Source organism: Limibacter armeniacum (genome assembly GCF_036880985.1).
Classification (GTDB): domain Bacteria; phylum Bacteroidota; class Bacteroidia; order Cytophagales; family Flammeovirgaceae; genus Limibacter; species Limibacter armeniacum.
The window spans coordinates 221,431-240,095 of record NZ_JBAJNO010000004.1; the positions used below are offsets into that span (position 1 = coordinate 221,431).

General features: G+C 44.9%; 12 protein-coding genes. All 12 read right to left on the reverse strand.

Annotation, left to right across the window (positions count from 1 at the left end):
* Nucleotides 1–16: 16 nt before the first annotated feature.
* The 12 genes from V6R21_RS04500 to V6R21_RS04555 all read right to left on the reverse strand — a co-directional run bounded on the left by V6R21_RS04500 (nucleotide 17) and on the right by V6R21_RS04555 (nucleotide 18,662).
* Nucleotides 17–1,792, reverse strand: a complete 1,776-nt coding sequence (locus V6R21_RS04500; RefSeq protein WP_334241286.1) for a glycoside hydrolase family 9 protein — start codon at nucleotides 1,790–1,792, stop codon at nucleotides 17–19.
* 48 nt (nucleotides 1,793–1,840) lie between these two features.
* Nucleotides 1,841–3,061 carry a mannonate dehydratase gene (gene uxuA / locus V6R21_RS04505; RefSeq protein ID WP_334241288.1) on the reverse strand — a complete coding sequence of 407 codons (1,221 nt, stop codon included), beginning with the start codon at nucleotides 3,059–3,061 and terminating at the stop codon, nucleotides 1,841–1,843.
* A 16-nt stretch (nucleotides 3,062–3,077) separates the two neighbouring features.
* Nucleotides 3,078–4,712 (reverse strand): GH35 family beta-galactosidase, encoded by a 1,635-nt coding sequence (locus tag V6R21_RS04510; RefSeq protein ID WP_334241289.1) that lies wholly within the window; start codon nucleotides 4,710–4,712, stop codon nucleotides 3,078–3,080.
* A gap of 19 nt (nucleotides 4,713–4,731) precedes the next feature.
* Nucleotides 4,732–6,669, reverse strand: coding sequence for a sialate O-acetylesterase (locus V6R21_RS04515; RefSeq protein ID WP_334241291.1), 1,938 nt, complete (start codon nucleotides 6,667–6,669; stop codon nucleotides 4,732–4,734).
* Entirely contained in the window at nucleotides 6,666–8,873 is a 2,208-nt protein-coding gene (locus V6R21_RS04520; protein ID WP_334241293.1) for a glycoside hydrolase family 3 N-terminal domain-containing protein, read from the reverse strand. The genes V6R21_RS04515 and V6R21_RS04520 overlap by 4 nt, the downstream gene beginning before the upstream one ends.
* Nucleotides 8,874–8,880: 7 nt before the next feature.
* Nucleotides 8,881–10,617, reverse strand: coding sequence for a glycoside hydrolase family 43 protein (locus V6R21_RS04525; protein ID WP_334241294.1), 1,737 nt, complete (start codon nucleotides 10,615–10,617; stop codon nucleotides 8,881–8,883).
* Between the two features lie 62 nt (nucleotides 10,618–10,679).
* Nucleotides 10,680–11,663: a glycoside hydrolase family 43 protein gene (locus tag V6R21_RS04530; RefSeq protein ID WP_334241347.1), complete on the reverse strand. Its 984-nt coding sequence runs from the start codon at nucleotides 11,661–11,663 to the stop codon at nucleotides 10,680–10,682.
* 77 nt (nucleotides 11,664–11,740) lie between these two features.
* Nucleotides 11,741–12,871, reverse strand: a complete 1,131-nt coding sequence (locus tag V6R21_RS04535) for an endo-1,4-beta-xylanase (RefSeq protein WP_334241296.1) — start codon at nucleotides 12,869–12,871, stop codon at nucleotides 11,741–11,743.
* Nucleotides 12,872–12,905: 34 nt separating this feature from the next.
* Nucleotides 12,906–14,417 carry an MFS transporter gene (locus tag V6R21_RS04540; RefSeq protein WP_334241298.1) on the reverse strand — a complete coding sequence of 504 codons (1,512 nt, stop codon included), beginning with the start codon at nucleotides 14,415–14,417 and terminating at the stop codon, nucleotides 12,906–12,908.
* Nucleotides 14,418–14,514: 97 nt separating this feature from the next.
* Nucleotides 14,515–15,912: a glycoside hydrolase gene (locus V6R21_RS04545; protein WP_334241300.1), complete on the reverse strand. Its 1,398-nt coding sequence runs from the start codon at nucleotides 15,910–15,912 to the stop codon at nucleotides 14,515–14,517.
* 80 nt (nucleotides 15,913–15,992) lie between these two features.
* A complete protein-coding gene (locus V6R21_RS04550) occupies nucleotides 15,993–17,081 on the reverse strand; it encodes an IPT/TIG domain-containing protein (RefSeq protein WP_334241302.1) in 1,089 nt (362 codons plus the stop codon).
* Nucleotides 17,082–17,099: 18 nt separating this feature from the next.
* Nucleotides 17,100–18,662, reverse strand: coding sequence for a RagB/SusD family nutrient uptake outer membrane protein (locus V6R21_RS04555; protein ID WP_334241305.1), 1,563 nt, complete (start codon nucleotides 18,660–18,662; stop codon nucleotides 17,100–17,102).
* Nucleotides 18,663–18,665 lie beyond the last annotated feature (3 nt).

Here is an 18,665-nt window from a genome sequence, read left to right on the forward strand (position 1 = left end):
GTATTTTTACTTCAATCTATTTGCTGTGGATAAAGCCTGCTTCTTGTTTAAGGGCTTCCAAGCCGAAGACCAGATAAACAAAAGGTGCGTTCCAATTGATTGCAATTTCATTGGAGGCATAAGAAGCAACAACATCTACATAAGCTTCATCAGGATAGTCAGATGGGTATTGGCAATTATCCTGTTTTCCTGGGTTTGGTCCACCGACCAGCAGTCCGGGAACAGGAGCATCTACCTGATCCGAAACTGATAATCTATGATGAGGATTCATTGGGGATTGACTTCCAAATCCGGTCAGGAACGAATACCCTGTTGCATTTCTTCCCAACAGGTAATCCAGATTTGCCAAGGCCAGCTCCAGATACTTTAGTTCATTTGTCAGATGGTAAGCCTGAATCAAAGCGATACCTTGGTTGGCCGCTACAGCATTGCTTCCCCACTCAAAATCTTTTACTGAACCTCCCATTACAACCTGATAAGGATTCGAGTTTCCCTGTTGTACCAACTCATCAGCAAAATCAACAACCAACTTCCTTACCTTTTTCAGCATGGTAGGATTATCCAGTGCATGCTCATTCCGAAGCATGGAATAGTAACCCAACATGGCTACCTGTCCCCAAGAAGGCAATACAGACTTTTCCTCTATTTTACCTATAAGGTATTCACCATATGTTGCTTTTGAGGTCGTAACCCACAACTCTGAAGCCGCCCAGATAAACTCATCCTCCAATTGTCGGTCACCATAAGCGCCTGTTGTGATATCAGGGTCAAACCGTCGGTTTAGCTCATCTTGCTCATAATATTCAGAAGGATGTGCCAAAGCCCATTTCCATGCTTTTTCTGCGGCTATCAGACAAGTCTCCGACAACTCTGGCAATTGCATGTTATAAGCCTTGAATATCCTTGAAGCCTGAGCCATTACCGCGACAAAATCCAAGGCAGCTGCAGTTGTTTTCTGGACTACGTATCGAGATTGTACAGCAAGATCAGGACGTGTATCCATTCCTTCAAAAGAAGGTGTCGTGAGCTTATGGTAAACGCCTCCATCCAAATCTTGCATGGTTAGCATCCAACGTAAATTCCAAAGCACTTCATCCAACAGGTCTGGAATCTCATTTCCACTCTCAGGAATCTGGCTGTTCAGCTGTTTAAAATATTCAGGATAGTCCTCATATATAGATAACAATGTCCCCATTGTAATGCCACTATTGACGATATACTTGTTATAATCACCTGCATCATACCATCCACCAGTGGCAACAATTTGTGTTCCTTCAGGCCTAGACTGGCTGGCTGCCGAAGCATGTACCAACACCTTATCATCCGGATGCCCTGCCTTCCTATACCATTTGCCTGCATATTGCTGGTCAAGTGCTACAGATGCACGCTGATAATAAAATGCTCTCAAGGAAGCAATTCCTGCATCCTCAAAAACAGTCTCATCGATATGAAATGGATAAGAAACACCTGCTTCAGGTACAGACAATACAAACTCTCCCACCTGACTGAATGCTGAAAAGTCCACCAACTGAATTGGGGCCTTTGAATACGTTGTATGTTCTGCCTTTCCTAACTTGCCAGTGTATAAGGTATCAGCCAGATCAGGAGTCAAAATATAAAAGCTTTTGCTTTCAGCGCCATTAACTACCGCCTTCTTGGGAGCAGTTGGATAGTAGCCCAACTGATTTAACCTTATCTTGGAAGTTGGTTGTTGTCCTATCGCAACACTCACTGAACAGGTTAGCCAAAAGGTCAGTAACAGGTATTTGAAATTTATATCTAATCTATGCATAAGGATTTTTCTTTTCATCTCGCCAAACTGCGGCAAGATAATTACTTTTCAAGTTATACTGTCAACAGCAAGCCTGTGCCTGATCCCCATTTCCAATCCTGATAGCTCTGCCAGACCTCTCATTCTACCGATCAGGGGATATCCGGGATTAGCCTCCCTGTTGAAATCACCCAACAGCTTATGCCCATGGTCAGGTCTCATCGGGATATTGATGTCTGTGCGCCCTGCCTCAGATCGGTTCATTTGTTCCTGTACAATTGCTTCCATTACCTGTGCCATGTCCGTACCTCCTTCCAGATGTGCTGCCTCATAAAAATCCCCATTTTCAAGCACCATGGTATTTCTCAGGTGAAGAAAATGTACCCGCTCGCCAAATTCCCTGAACAGGGATACGATGTCATTATCTTTCCTTGCACCCAATGAACCCGTACAAAATGTAATACCATTGTTCAGTGAAGGACACGTTTCGGCTAGCCATCTGAAGTCTTCTCCTATACTGACAATCCGTGGCAAACCCAATAATGGAAACGGTGGATCGTCAGGATGTACCGCCAGCCTTACCCCACTTTCTTCTGCAACTGGAATCACGGCTTTGAGGAAATAAGCAAAGTTTTTCCTCAACTGTTCCCTGTCTATATTTTCATATTCGCTCAACAATCTCAGGAAGATACCTTTCGGATCTTTCTCCCCTTCTCCTACTGCCCCATCAATAAATGACTGTGTCTTGACAATGATATTGTAAGTCAATTCATCAGCCTGTTCAGGTGTAAAGTTCAGGAATACTTTTGTTGCAGTTTCCTGCTCTTCCATCGAATAATCCAGTTCAGCGTCAGGTCTTTTCAGAATATAAAGGTCAAATGCTGCAAACAGGGTTCTATCAAAATACATTGCCTCGGCTCCATCAGATAGTCTGTAATGCAAATTGGTTCTAGCCCAATCCAATACAGGCATAAAATTGTAACAAATCGTCTGAATGCCACATTTACCCAGATTCCGAATACTCTGCTGATAGTTTTCAATCAATCTGTCACGGTCAGCTCCCCCTTTTTTGATCTCTTCATGAACGGGTAAGCTTTCCACCACTTCCCATGACAAACCCTGCTCCTCTATCACATATTTTGTTTTCAGAATTTCCTCTACATGCCAGACTTCCCCATTAGGTATATGGTGCAATGCTGTCACGATACCAGTTGCCCCTGTCTGCCTGATTTCCTGTAAGGTGATCGGGTCTTTCTGCCCGAACCACCTTAGTGTCTTGACTAGCTTCATTGATCTGGTCTCTATTTTACTGGTACGAATACAGTTCAATTCTTTGGATGCCATATTCACCCATCGGGATTCTCAGATGCCTTCCCTGATGGGTCTGGTCTCCATTCAACCTTCTGGATGGTTGCCATTCCCCATCAACAAATTCCCCTTCATCCACACTTAGAATTCCTGTATTGACCGATTTGTCTCTGGCTGACTGGAATGTGATCACTACCCCTGTCCCTGCCACAAAATATTCTCCTTCACCTGTACTGACAATGATGGCACTACCCATTTCCCATTCCTTATCTTGGGCATTGGGCGACCAACCCAAAGTATAATCATGCTTACAAGTCAGAATATGTCCTCCCATTTCAATTACTGTATCCTGATCAATCTTATCAAAAAGTACAGCCTCTACCTGTACATTTCCCTGCTGCTTTGTAAGCAAAGGCTGTAACTGTGTAACCAGCTCATAGGCTTTACCCAGTTTTTCATTAGCAGGATCATCCGTCGACTCAATAGAAAACGGGGAAAAACCTAATGCCCTGTAATGTCCCATTGCATATAGTGCTTTTGGTCCTACGGTCTCATCAAAACGGTGTTCAGGAATAAACAATGGATCATGCTGACGGGTATAGAGGTCATTCCAGTGCTTGAATCGTGGATTGTAAAAGTCTGGAGCAAGGAAATCAATTTTCGAACCTCCTACTTTCCATACATCCATCAGGTGCGGCAATGGCCCTGCACTCGGATACCCTTTACCTGGTTCCCTTCCCGGACGGTTCAGGGCTGCATTGACAAACATGGGCAGTGGGTAGATTGTCTTACCAGCTTCAACTAGCTTGTCCGTGAATGCTGCATAATAGTAAGCCATAAAGATTTCATCTGTATGGGTTCCCTTACCAAAAACCTGTTCCCAGCTTCCTGACGTCTTCAGCCCATTCTCTTTCCAAACCTGATAAAACTCCGGCACCAAACTGTCCTTGTTCTTTTGCATATAACGGATCAGTTCCTTAGGCACTTCCTTATTGAAATGCTCATTAGCCAGATGATGGTAATCCCTAGCTGTCGGCAGCATTCCGATCTCATTTTCCACCTGCACCATAATCACGGTATGTTCATTCCCATCAAAGGCTTTCAGGTGTTCCATCAGGGCGGTAAACGCTTTCAGGTCTGCCTTCAGGTTTTCCTCACTGAAAGAACTTAGGATCTCATGGCTTTTTCCCTGATCATCCTTTACCCTTGGAAACCTTTTCTGGTTCGTCTTTACCCACGCAGGCGCATGGCTTGACATGCTGTTTTTCCATGAGGCAAACCACAGCAATACCAATTTCATATCATTGTCTCTCGCATTGAGGATCAGGTCATCCAACAATTTGAAATCAAACTTGCCCTCCTCCTTTTCAATCAATTCCCAAAATACCGGAGCCAATACCGTGTTCAGGTTCATGGTTTTCAGCTTGGGCCAGATGGTCTCCATATATTTCATATTGGTGGCTGAAGAGTTACCCAATTCACCACCCCTGATCAGGAATGGCTGATCGTGGACTATCAGCTGCACCATCTCCCCATTTTTTTGCAGATGGGGAATTGTTCCCTGTGAAAATGCAGTAAGCCCATACAAAAACAGGCATGCTGCAACTGTCAGTATCCTTTGCAGTATATTCATCTATTTCCAGGTTTTAATATCAGTTCTCTTTTCCGTCCCAATTATCCGTTCTAAAAGGTGAAGCTGGCAGTCCTGCCTTGTTATAGAAGTTCACTGCTCCAGGGTTGTCTGCCCATGCATACCGCACAGCAACAGGATGGGGTAAATCCTTGTGCCAGACGATAACCTTTCCATCTTCGATTCGGGCTTCAGCCTTGACAAATTGCCTGTCTGATCCAGCAATCGTGAACCCTCTTAGCGGCTGTCCATCCTTTGCCACTAACCCATCACCGATGGATAAGAAAGAAAGGATTACCGTTTCATCCTGAATCTCCATCTCCTTGTAAAGTGGACCAGATGCTGTCACTGCCTTATCCTTATAAGCCAATTGCTGTGCCCATAGACTCAAGCGATGCCCCACCTCTTTCTTATTCAATGGATGAATATCGTTCCATTCCCCAATATCAATAATGACTGCCATACCCGTATTGTCAACAGCCATGGTCTTCCGTTGCTCATCGCGGAGCCTTGCCCAGTTGCTTTCCGATGGCATTTCCTTTTCAGGTAAAAAATTAGCCAGCTGTACATACAGGAATGGGAAATCGTCTTGCTGCCAATGCTTCCTCCAATCTCCAATCATGGCTGCGAAACGCTCTTGATAAACATTCGGCTTTCCGGTATTTGACTCACCCTGATACCAAAGTACACCACTGATGGTATAATTGTGCAATGGTGCAATCATCCCGTTGTACAAACCTCCCGGCTGCCATTGGATAAAGGTCGGATTCCCCAATGCTGGAACTACAACCCCCACCTTGTACTTCCAAATTCCCTCAAGACTGACTGTTTCATTGTCCAGTTGAATACTGTATTCCTTATCCGGTACAAACCCACCTTCAAACTGTCGGTTGATCACATGTACAGTGATATTGTTATTGCCTGATTTCAATACGCCCTCAGGAATCGTATAACGGCGTGGTGGATACTGGTAACTAGTCGTACCGACAAAAGTGCCATTAATAAAAACAGAGTCTGCATCCACGATGCTGCCCAAAATCAGTTTGGCTTCCCCCTTTGCGTTGTTGAGGTGAAAATCCTTTTTGAACCAGACAGCACCATTTACTTCTTTCAAGTCCGTGGTTGACCAGTAATGTGGCACTTCCATTTCCTTCCAGTCTGCAGTGGAAACAAATGGCTGAGACCAGATGCTGTCAGGATGCTGATAGGCCTGATCCTTGGCATACAGCGCAGCAAACCAGTTGGCATACATTTCCTTGTCTGACTGTTGAATCTCTTTAATCAGCTCATCACTCTTGAATTTTTGCATTTCCTGATAGGCAACAGGGAATGGTTTCAATGCTTCTTCACTTAGCCATGACTCTACAGGTGATCCTCCAAGACTGGCATTGATGATGCCTACAGGCACACCATATTTCCCATTGATTTCCTTGGCAAAGAAGTAGGCAACAGCAGAAAACTCAGCGATATTTTCCTGATTGGATTTCTTCCAGCTACCCGCGCTCAAGTCGGTTTTCGGAACATGAAAATCATACTCCTTCGGCACCTGAAACTCACGAATCATATCATTTTCACACTCAGCGATTTCCTTTTCATAAATCCAGGCCACCCTTCTCATTGGAAGCTCCATATTCGATTGTCCTGAACAAACCCATACATCGCCAATCAGGATATCCTTGATCACAAGGTCATTGACCTTCATCGTGTAAGGTCCTCCATGTTCCATTTTTGGTAATGTGATAGTCCAATTTCCTTGCTGATCGGCTTTGGTCCGGTAAACCTTTCCCTTAAACTGAACGGTAACCTTTTCCTTTGGACTTGCCCAACCCCATACCTTTACCTTGGTATCCCGCTGCAAGACCATTCCATCTGAAATAAGTTTGGGTAACCTCACCTGTCCAACTGCCGACAGACTTATCAGCAGCAGTGTGATCAATATTCTGATACTTTTCTTTATCATCTGATTGTAATTGATTTTTGCTGAACTGAAATCTCATTCATTCTGCCAGCCTCCAACAATGGTGCGGCATCGGATACTGTAACCGTCATCTTTCCTTTCGGCTGGGTTGCCACCCCTTCCGTATCAAATATTTCCCTTGCTTCAGGTGTTACAATGAAAGTCACTTCCTTGCTTTCTCCTGCCTTCAAGGTTACCCGTTGGAAGCCTTTCAGTGAATAATGGGGTGCCTCAAACTGGACATTGTAGCCAGACAAATACAACTGTAGCACATTTTCAGCATCCTTTCCTCCAGTGTTGGTGACCATTGCCGTAACCTTCAGTGTTTCCTCTTTCTTGATTTTGTCCTTGCTAAAATTAAGCTTACCTATCTCAAATTTTGAGTAGGTCAATCCATAACCGAACGGAAACTGTGGCGTCTCTTCCATATAGCGATAAGTACGTCCTTTCATATTGTAATCCTCATAAGCAGGCAGCTGATCCATTGATTTCGGAAAAGTAATTGGCAACTTTCCTGAAGGGCTTGCCTTTCCGAAGATCAGGTCTCCCACCGCTTTGCCTCCTGCCTGTCCGGGATACCAAGCAAACAATACAGCGTCAGCCAACTCAAACACTTCTGGCGCTATGATTGGGCTTCCTCCTGTCAGGATTACAATTAGGGGTTTGGTCTCATCGTTCTGTCTCAGTTTTTTCAGGAATTCAATCTGATTCTCTGGCAATGACAAGTCAGGCCTGTCTCCCTTCGCAGCTGAAGCAATGGCAGCACCTTCCTCTCCTTCCATTAGTGGAGAGATTCCCAATACCGCAATACAAGCATCACTTGCTTTCACTCCTCCTGTAGTCCAGTCAATCGGGTTGACATTTGGGCGATCAAGCAAAATACCTTGTCGATAATTGATGGTGGTACCTGCACTGGTATTGGCTACGATACCATCCAGAATAGTCACCGTATTGGAAGAAAGCCCATAATAATTTCCCATCAGTACTTCTGAGTTGGAGGCATTCGGTCCCACCACATACAGGTTTCTGATATTTGGACTCAATGGAAGGACATTGTTCTTGTTCTTCAAAAGCACCATTGATTTCAAAGCTGACTGATAGGCCAGTTCCTGATGGGCTTCGCTTTCCACTACAGATACATCAATACTGTTATATGGATTCTGGTGCTGCTCATCGAACATGCCTAACTTGAAGCGGGTTGCATAAAGCTTGCTTAGCCGCTCATCGATCATTTCTTCCGTGACCAGTCCCTGCTTTACGGCATCTACCAGATGCAGGTAAACATTGCCGCAGTTAAGGTTCAATCCCGCTTTAAGCGCCATTGCTGCTGCCTTGGCAGGTGAATCAGTCACCTTATGGTACTTGTAAAAATCTTCCAAGGCACCACAGTCCGACACGATATGTCCATCAAATTGCCAGCTGTCACGCAGGATTTCCTTCAACAGGAATTCACTGCCACAAGCCGGATCATCTAACACCCGATTGTAAGCGCCCATCACAGACTCCACATGGGCTTCCGTTACCAAAGCCTTAAAAGCTGGCAGGTATGTTTCATACAAATCCTGTTTGCTAACCACCGCATTGAACTCATGGCGCAAGGCTTCCGGTCCTGAATGTACTGCAAAATGTTTGGCACAAGCTGCAGCCTGCAAGTAATTGGGGTTGTTTCCCTGTAAGCCTTTTACAAAATTGACCCCGATTCTTCCAGTCAGAAACGGATCCTCCCCATAGGTTTCCTGTCCTCTGCCCCATCTCGGGTCACGGAAAATATTGACATTGGGTGTCCAGAAAGTCAGTCCGGAATACTTGGACCTGTTCCCGATGACTTGTGCCATGTTATACTTGGCACGGGCTTCCTTCCCAATTGCATCCGCAACCTGATGAATCAAGTTTTCGTCAAAGGTTGCCGCCAACCCAATTGCCTGAGGAAAAACCGTTGCTTTTCCATTACGGGCTACGCCATGGAGGCACTCATTCCACCAGTCATATTCAGGCACTCCTAACCTTTCTATTCCTGTTGCACTGTTGACCATCTGGGAGACCTTCTCTTCCAAGGTCATTTCTGCCACCAGCAAACTTGCCCTTTCCTTTACAGAAAGAGAAGTATCCAGCCAAGGCCTGTCTTTAGGGTCGCTTTTCGGGTCTCCAATGGCAAAAGCCGTCCATCCTATGCTAAGCAACCAGATGCTGAGTACGATTTTTTTCATATTGGTATCAGTTATTATGTGTTGTGTAAAGTGCCATGACAGTTCCAATAAAACCACCTGCTTCAGCCGTGCTGAGGTAAGCGGCATCTATACCGGTTTTAAGGGTTTTCCAGTCTTCATTCTCCAGCTGATAAAGGAATGAAAAAATGCCATTCTCACATTGTACTTTCAGTTTCACTTCCTCATCATAAATTGGCAATGCTACAGAAGCCAGCTTCTCTTCCATAAGCCCATCCTCTCCTTGTTGCGATTTGCAAAGTGCCAATATGGTTTTCGTTCCATCCTTGGTTAACCCTAAATTCAGGTAGTGTGACTCACGCTGAAACAGCGAGATGCCTGCAAAATCTTGCTCACTCATCGGGACAAATCGGATGGCAGTTTCCAGCGTGAAATCGTGATGTTGCTGTCTCCTGCCCAAAAAAGCCGTGTGTTTCATTTCCCGCAGATTAGTAGGCTGCGGATCAAGCCAGATACCACCTTCTACCCTGTTCAATGTGTACCACTCTGTTTCTGTTGGTGTCCTTAAAAACATCCACTCCATAGCAAGGCTATCTGATTTGAAATCATCCGTATAAGAGAAATTACCAGCAGGCATCCATGCTTTGTCCTCAGACTTTGTAACGCCTTCGGGTAAATCCAAAACCATCGGAATGGTTTTTCCTGACTCCAGAATGGTTGGCCAGTCCTTCTCCCAAGTTACGGGATGGATAAAAGTTTCCCTGCCGATATTAAAGATATTGCCTTTCCTGTATGGTCGGCATGCCAGAAAAATGGAATACCAGTTGCCAGCCTTATCCTGAAACAGGTCTGCATGGCCAGCATTCGTAATCGGATAATCTCGCTCTTCAGGCAGGTTCTTTTGTGTCAGGATTGGGTTATTCGGGTTTCGCTCATAAGGTCCGAAGACATTCTTACTTCTGAATATCACTTCAGTATGGTTAATAGACGTCCCACCTTCAGCCGCCATCAGAAAATAGTAATCCTTGATTTTATAAATGTGTGGGCCTTCAATCCAGATTGGTTTGGTAGAAAAGTCATGGCCACCATTGATCAGCACTTTTCTAGGCCCGATCATTTTCTGATTTTCTACATCAAATTCCTGAATCCAAATGGCTCTATGGCCACTGTACTCCGCTTTTCCCTCAGGTTCTCCATTGTTGACAAGGTAGGCTTTACCATCATCATCGAAGAATAGTGAAGGGTCTATTCCTTCCACTTCAGGTATCCAAACCGGGTCACTCCAATCGCCAGCTGGGTCTTTGGCTGTTACGATAAAATTACCCCCTCCACCTACAAATGTGGTCGTCAGATAGAATGTCTCATTTTTTGGATTATAGGACAATGCAGGTGCAAAAATGCCATATGAAATGGGCTGATCTCTATTCATATACTGTGAAGGACGTTCCAGTACATGTCCAACCAATTTCCAGTTTACCAAGTCTCTACTGTGGTAAATCGGAATTCCCGGAAAGAAAGAAAAGGTCGATGTCACCAAAAAATAATCCTCACCTCTTTGGCAAATACTAGGATCAGGATAGAACCCCGGTAAGATGGGATTGTAAAACTGCTTGCTTTTATCAATAGGATGCTGATCGTAAAAAGTATCGTGACCATCATACTTAAAATACCTGTAATAAGCTTTTCCTTCCTTGATATGCTCTGCATAATGCGAAGAACAGGAAGAAATCAATGCCAAAAGCAAAAAGCTGAATATGAAATTGAAAAGGTTGTTTGAGTTGTTCATGGTTTTGGGTCTTCTATAAAAAAGGTGAGGCCTGATCTGCAAACCTCACCCCTTCATTTTATTTATACACTCCCATCAATGGTCTGGATGGTGCCATCCTCATTGTAGTTCAGTTCAATTACCTTGATACTTCTGAGCCATGTTTTTCCGCCAGAAGGCTTGCTGTCATGATAGAACAGGTACCATTTACCATTAAACTCACAGATTGAATGGTGTGTCGTCCACCCGACAACAGGCGTCAGGATCACACCCTTGTACTGGAATGGACCATATGGTGAATCACCAATGGCATAGCAAATCTGATGGGTATTTCCTGTCGAATACGAAAAGTAGTACTTGCCATTGTACTTGTGCATCCAAGGCCCTTCAAAATACCTGCGGTCATGGTCTCCGGCTTTCAATGGCTCTCCATTTTCATCCAGAATAATTACATCCCTTGGTTCTTCCTCAAATTCAAGCATATCTTCAGCAAGCTTCACCACCTTGGCACATAGGGCAGGTTCATGGTCTGCTGGTTCATGTCCCACTTCAATCGCCTTGTTGTTGCGGTAGCGCTGTAACTGACCACCCCAGATTCCGCCAAAATACATATAGTAGTCTCCCTTATTGTCCTGCAATACCGCAGGGTCAATGCTGTAGCTGCCATCCATTGGACGGGGTTGAGGAACAAATGGCCCTTCAGGCTTATCACTTACCGCCACACCAATCCGAAAGATGTCATTCTTGTCCTTCATCGGGAAATACAGGTAGTACTTCCCATCCTTTTCAGCCGCATCAGGTGCCCACATCTGCCTGCCTGCCCAAGGAACGTCATCCAATGCCAGTACTACGCCATGATCTGTCACCTCTCCGTCAATGCTATCCATTGAAAACACATGGTAATCCTGCATATTGAAATGGTCGCCGTTGTCATTTTCAGGAATGCCTGACTCAATATCATGTGAAGGATAGATATAGATTTTACCATTGAATACATGGGCAGATGGGTCTGCCGTAAATATATGTTTCACCAAGTGTCTTGGATGTTTGATTGTTGTTTCCATCATCAAATTATTAAAGATAGAGGAGTTACCTCCCTCGCTTACTGCTACTCGTCTCCCTATCATTTTTACTTTATTATCCGTTATTCCTTTACCAGCGAGACTACTGACTGAAATGCCTTTTTGGGAGCATTGTCCCTATCAAAAAGCAACGGGTAATCTTTTCTCCCTTTTACTGGCCAGTTGTTACGCCACGACTGTCCATCATTTACACCCCAGAAAGTAACCCTCCCGATCTTATCCTGATGTTTCAGCAACACCTCAAACAATCCCTGATAGGCGATTGCCAGCTTGGTCCCCACTGAGTCAGGCAATGTTTCGTTGTACGGGTTAAGGGTAGCTTTCAATTCATAGTTCTGGGAAATCTCAGCAGACATCTCCTTTGTCGGGAATGGCAATACTGTAATGTCCAGTTCTGTCAGCATGACTTTTACGTCCTGTTCCGCAAACTTTACCACACTCTCTTCAAACTCATTCAGGTCCAGATAATCCAGTCCATAATGAGCCTGCATACCGATGCCATCTATCCGGATACCTTTTTCTTTCAGGCTCTGAATAACCTGAATGCCTGACTCACGGCGATGCGGGTTCAACATGGAGTAATCGTTGTAATATAGTTCTGCGTCAGGATCTGCCTCATTTGCAAACTGAAATGCCAATTGGATATAATCATCGCCAATAATCTGCTGCCACTTGCTTCGACGTAAAGTCTCCTGATCACCAATTGCCTCATTGACCACATCCCATGCATGTACTCTTCCTTTATATCGGCTAACGACAGTATGTATATGATTTCTCATGCGGGCAACCAACGTATCACGAGACACATCATTCCCCGCTTCATCCACAAACAGCCAATCAGGTGCCTGAGAGTGCCATACCAGGGTATGCCCTACGATAAACATCCCATTTTCTTCCCCGAACCTGACAAAGTTGTCTGCATCCTTGAAATCAAACACCCCTTGCTCGGGCTGAAGTGACTCCATTTTCATACAGTTTTCAGCTACAATGGTATTGAACTCTCTCTTTACCAGCGCCAGTTCAGCAGGTTGTTGCCCGTTGGTCTGATCAGCATTCAATGCGGCTCCGACCAAAAACTTTTCCTTGAACACTTCCTTAAGAGGCACTTCTGAATCATGCTGTGGCTGAGCGCAACCTACCAGCAGCAACATCAAAAGTACCCTTAAGCTTTTCAGTGATTTATCCTTATTCATTTTAAAACCAGATTTTGATTCAAACAATTTTCGCTTACACCGCCGTATCCATCACCTCCAATGGCAGTTCCTTCTCCCTTCTTTCAGCCAGTTCTGCCTGCATGTTGATGTTCATTTCCTTAGTAATAACATAGAACAGAAGTGCTATCACACTCACCATAAAAGTAATGGCAGGAATAATACTCGCAGCCAACCTTATACCCAGAATCGCTTCCGTTGACTGCACTGCATTTGGCACATAACCGAAGATGGATACAACCCAACCACATAGCGCACCTCCCAATCCAAGTCCTGCCTTCAGGGCAAATACTACTCCGGCAAACACAAATCCTGTTGCCCTGCGGTTATTCTTCCATTCTGAATAGTCTGCCACATCGCCCATCATTGCCCACAACAATGGAATGGTTGGCGCATAGAACAAACTTTTCAGGATATTGAAAGTAAAAGCCAATCCTACATTGTCACTCGGCACCACAAAGAAAAGTCCTGTAAAAATAGCCGTCATAAAGAGGCAAACCACAAAGACATTCTTCTTGCCAAACCTTGCCGCTAAAGGTGCTGAAAGTGTCAGTACGCCAATAATGGTTACAAACTGCCCCACCATATTGAAAAAGCTGAATCCAACACTGAATGCATTGCTTCTGTCCTGCAAGGCAATAAGTCCCAAAGTATCCAGCAACTGATTCCAGAGGCTTGAGGTTCCGGCAGCTGTTTCCACCAGATTGAATTGCTGGAGGAATACAAAAATGGCATCTGGATCAATATAGTAATTGAAGAAGTAATATGTGCCTCCACCCCAAAGCGAAAGCGTTGTGAAGATAAAAAGTGTCACCACAAACATGGCTTTCCAAGGTCCGTTCTTGAGAATGTCATTCAAATCCTGCTTCACTGATGTCTGCTGTGATTTTGGAGGAGTAATTCGCTCCTTAGTGGTCAGGAAGGTGACCACAAAAAACACAATGGATATCAACGCCAGTACACCTATCGCCATCGACCAACCTTTGGCATCATCTCCCTGCCCCAGCTTGGAAACCAATGGCAAGGTGAATCCCTGTACCAGAAATGCCGCAATCATGGCAAATACAAACCTTACCGAACCGATGCTAGTACGCTCCTTGATGTCACTTGACATTACACCATGCAAAGCCGCATAAGGGGTATTGTTAAAGGAATAGAGCGTCATCAGCAAAGTATAGGTGATGCCTGCATAGATGATTTTTGATCTTTCGTCCAGATCGGGCGTTGTAAACGCCAGAAAAAAGAACAAGCCAAATGGAATGGCTGTCCACAAAATCCACGGACGGTATTTTCCCCATTTTGTATTGGTTCTGTCCGACAGGATGCCCACAACAGGGTCAACAAAGGCATCTATTACCCTTGCCAGCAGCAGGATGGTTCCGGCAGCCGTGGCAGTGATGCCAAACACATCTGTATAAAATCCCAGCTGAAAGACCAGCATGATTTGAAAGACGAAGTTTACGGAGCAGTCTCCCAGACTGTATCCTATTTTCTCAGAGAGCGAGACCTTATTGGATGTTGTAGCCATGATTTCAGGTTAATTTTCTTGTTACTTTAATTTCTGATCACCAAAGCCTTTCGGTTGATGGTGTTTTTAAACTGGTTGAATTATTCTGCACCTATTCCTATTTGAGTTCGAGTACAAAAGTGGAGATTGATTCGGCAGGAAGCCTAACTGGCTTGTCTGTCTCTACCCCTTCCAATTCCTGATAAAAGGAATCTCCTACAGTCTGGTAGCCACTGATATTGGCGATCTCCATTCCTTCTACCTCAAACTTGTAATCCAGATTCCGTGCATCTGCATTGACTGCAATCAGGGTTAACTTATCTCCGGCAGGATTAAGGTATCCCGTAACTTCCACCAGTGGCAGAACAGACGAAACTTCCACCCTTTTATATCCCTTGTCAATGTGTTTGGAGAAGTGCTTGATCAGGTAGTAGAATGAGTTTACCATATATCCTCCGGCTCCATCCACATAAATCATTGCCTTGTCTTTGGTTGTGACATCTCCCCATACCAGTTCCCAATACAGGTAAGCAGAGGTATTGGCATATTGTAAGGTCTGCTGCATAAACCTAGCTGTCTGAAACCAAGACATGCCGGAATATTCAGTCATAAAATTAGGTTTGTCTCCAAAGTCCTGTGCCATTGATTTCAGGAATGGGGTAATCGAACTGATCGGGGTATCCTTTGAAAAATTGTATGGGTGATAACCATAAACACTACACGATTCTCTCGACTTGGCAACTAGGGCAAAAGTGCTAAACGCTTGTACATTTTCTGATTCTGGACCTACCATCAATGGTGCATTGGGACGATCCTTGATCCGGTCATATACCTGATCAAATGCCTTGTCGTACCCTGGCAATCCTGTTGCTTCTGTTGCACCCCACATACAAGTAGTCCAGTTGGCATTGACATACGAAGGCTCATTCTGAATACTGATATATTCAGGTGTAAAGTTGTAGTGATCCAATACATCCACCCAATACTGGGCAAAAGCATCGTACATATAGTTACCTTCCTCGTCTTTCTTCAGGAAGCCTTCTCTCAAATTGTTATTGTTTTTCAATGCCGCAGGAGGTCCCCAAGAGCATAGCAGGATTTCGATATCCGGATTATAGGATTTTGCTTTCGCATAAAATTCCTGTGTTGCCTCAAACATCTCCTTATCTCCAGAAGTCAGCATTTCATCTGTTGACTTGTTGTTCGGGTAGTCTGCCGGATAGTACCAGTTTTTCAGTCTCAGGATATCCATTCCCAAGTCTTCAAACATCAGTTGGTATATCTCCTCACTTTTTGGGCTACTTGCCACCCTGCTGCTGTACCAGGTAAGCGCACCACCAAACCCTACCATCTCCTGATAGGTTGTTGCGGGATCTATTGAGAAGGTTGGATATTGTGGCTCCTTTACCTCTTCCTTTTCAGTTCCATCTCCCTCATTCTGGCAAGCCATCAGACTTAGCAACACGCCAATCCAAAGTATTCTCCTAAAAAATGGTTCCGTTTTAAAGTTCATCATATCTCAATCAATTAAAGGCACCGGCACAAATACCAGTGCCTTTTTATTTGCAGAAAAATGTATGTTACAGAAGCTTAGGCCTAGTTTGCCAGCTCGATGAAGCGGACATTGTCAAAGCTGATTTCCCCTCCTTCAACTACCGGCGAACCCCACTGTACCTTCACCACATTCAAGATAGTCGGGTCAACTGCCTGCCCGTTCACGCTTTGAGTTGAGCCGTCCCCATTGTATTGCCAACCGAATTCTGTCAGTGGTATTTCCAATGTTGTCCAGCCATTATATACGCCTTGGTATGAACTCCAGAAATTAGCCTTGTTGTCCTGTACATTGAACCTGTAGTTGCATTCTGTGCCATTGTTGTTCACATCAACAACCAGCAAGATATTTTCTTTGGCTGCTGTCAGTCCAAAACCTCCAGTCGCCTCAATCTGGGATCCTCCCCAGCTACCTGCTGCACCTACCATCTTGAAGAAGTTACCGCTGATTGGCGTTGGGCTTGCATTCTGGATACCTGAAACTTCCGTATCCACTGCACCACCCATACTTCCCCAGCCACCAAAACCGTTTCCATCAAAATCATCCACCAGCACTTCCTTGCCTACATAAAAAGTGTATTCGGTTGTGTTTTCACCTGCCACGGTCACCACCTTGATTTGACCTTTTGAATCTGTGACACCTGAAGGAACCGAGAATGTAAGTTCTGTATCGCTATTGGAAACAATGCTGGCTGCTGTCCCATTAATGGAGACTTCTGTAGCCTGTCCCAAAGACGAACCTGTAATCGTTACATTACTGCCTGGCATGGCTGCTGTTGAGGTGATCGAGGTAAAGATCGGGTCGGCACTAGGTTTCACCAGTACTGAAGCCGTCACCCTCAGGTTATTCATATAAGCCAACGTAATCTTGCCTTCACCGGAAACGGAGCCGTGAGGAATGTCAAACTTTATCTCGTTGCCTGAGTTGGTAAACTCCACCGAAAGTTCCCTGAAGAATACATATTGTACATCTCCGAAATTGGACCCTTTCAGCACGATACTTTCCCTCGGATAGGCCTCGCTTGGCATCACTTCCGAAATCTGACCTACATTATCAGTCACATCTTCCTCACAGCTCACCAGCATAAACAGCATCAGGAAAGCCACGAGCATCATTATATTATATCTTTTCATGGTCTTAGTCTTTTTATCCTAGTTATAATCTGCATTCTGAGTCACTTGAGTCAGGTCAACAAAATCCTGCGGGATAGGCCATCTGACATGTTTAGGCAACACATTGCCTGCTGCACCTGGTGTATTGTACTCATTGGCACGGTCTACTAGTAATCCAAGCCTTTTCAGCATTCCCCATCTGTGTCCCTCATAGCACAGCTCACGGGCATGTTCTTCCAGCAACATATCCTGATTCAGTGAGGTGAATGCAGATACACCTGCTCTTTCCCTAAGTACATTGATAAAATCAAGTGCCGATTTTCCTCCTGCCTTCGCTGAAGCAGATGGATCATTCATAATGGCTTCAGCAGCTACCAGATAGGCTTCTGCCAAACGGTACTCGATTACGTTCTTGTATCCTTCTGCATCACCCAATGCCCTGCCCAAAACGTCCGTTTCGAAATACTTGTTACAGGTTGGCGTCAAGTGTCTGATACCTCCGCTTGGTGCATCCACAGCATACTCCGGTAAAACAGGATCACCCAAGGATACCCCTGCCGGAAGATTATCCGGATCATTGAAATAAAGGGTGGTCACAAACCATGACTGCAATCTTTTATCTTCAGGCTCATACAGGCTTAACATATAGTCTGAAGGGAAAAGGCGTGCCCAAGGACGACCACCATACTCAAAACTTCTCATGACACCCGTGATACGGTCGTAAAGCGGAATCATCTGCTGCACAACTCGTTGTGGATGGTCACGGTCTGCACTGGTAAACTGCCATGCAAAGATGACCTCCTTATTGTCCTGATGATTTTCTGAAAAGATCACATCCAATGGCTCAAGACTATATGCCCCATCCTCTATCACTAGGTTAGCCATTTCGGCAGCTTTTGCCCATTCGCCCATATCCAAATAAGCCTTAGAAAGTGCATGCCGTGCCACAGCCTTGGACACTGCGCCACTTCCGGCAGCATTGATGGCTTCCGGCAACAACCCGATAGCCTCCAGCAGGTCGACTTCAATCTGTGCATATACATCATCCTTTGATGCCAGCTGCACATCATATTCCACCACTTCGCTAGCCTCAGTTGACAGGACAATGTTATCCCAACGCTGTACAAGGTTCAAATGGAAGTAAGCCCTAAAGAAATAAGCAATGCCTTTGACCGCTTCCCTTCTGTTTACTTCCGTTGCATTGTTCTCATTGATTTCCACCGTCTCGATGTTTTTCAGGATAACATTGCAGCGGTTGATCGCCACATAACTGGCGTTCCATATATCCCTCACTCCTGTATTCTGAGGATTCAACTGGAAATCGTAGTTGTTGAACGATTGCACAATCGCCTGATCGGGAAGGTGGGTGCCTGCCTGTACAAGGTCAGTACCACATACCTTGTAAGTGGAGAGGTCATTGCTTTCGTATGGGCTTCTGCCTCTTTCATATATGCCCCATACCGAATTCTCCAATCCCTCAAGCGTTGAAAGCGCAACATCTGTGGTCAGGGTATCTTTTGGTGCAATGTCAAGCTGATCATTACAGCCTGCTATGCCTACTGCCAGAACCGACAGTGCTATATATTTTTTTAGTGTATTCATAAG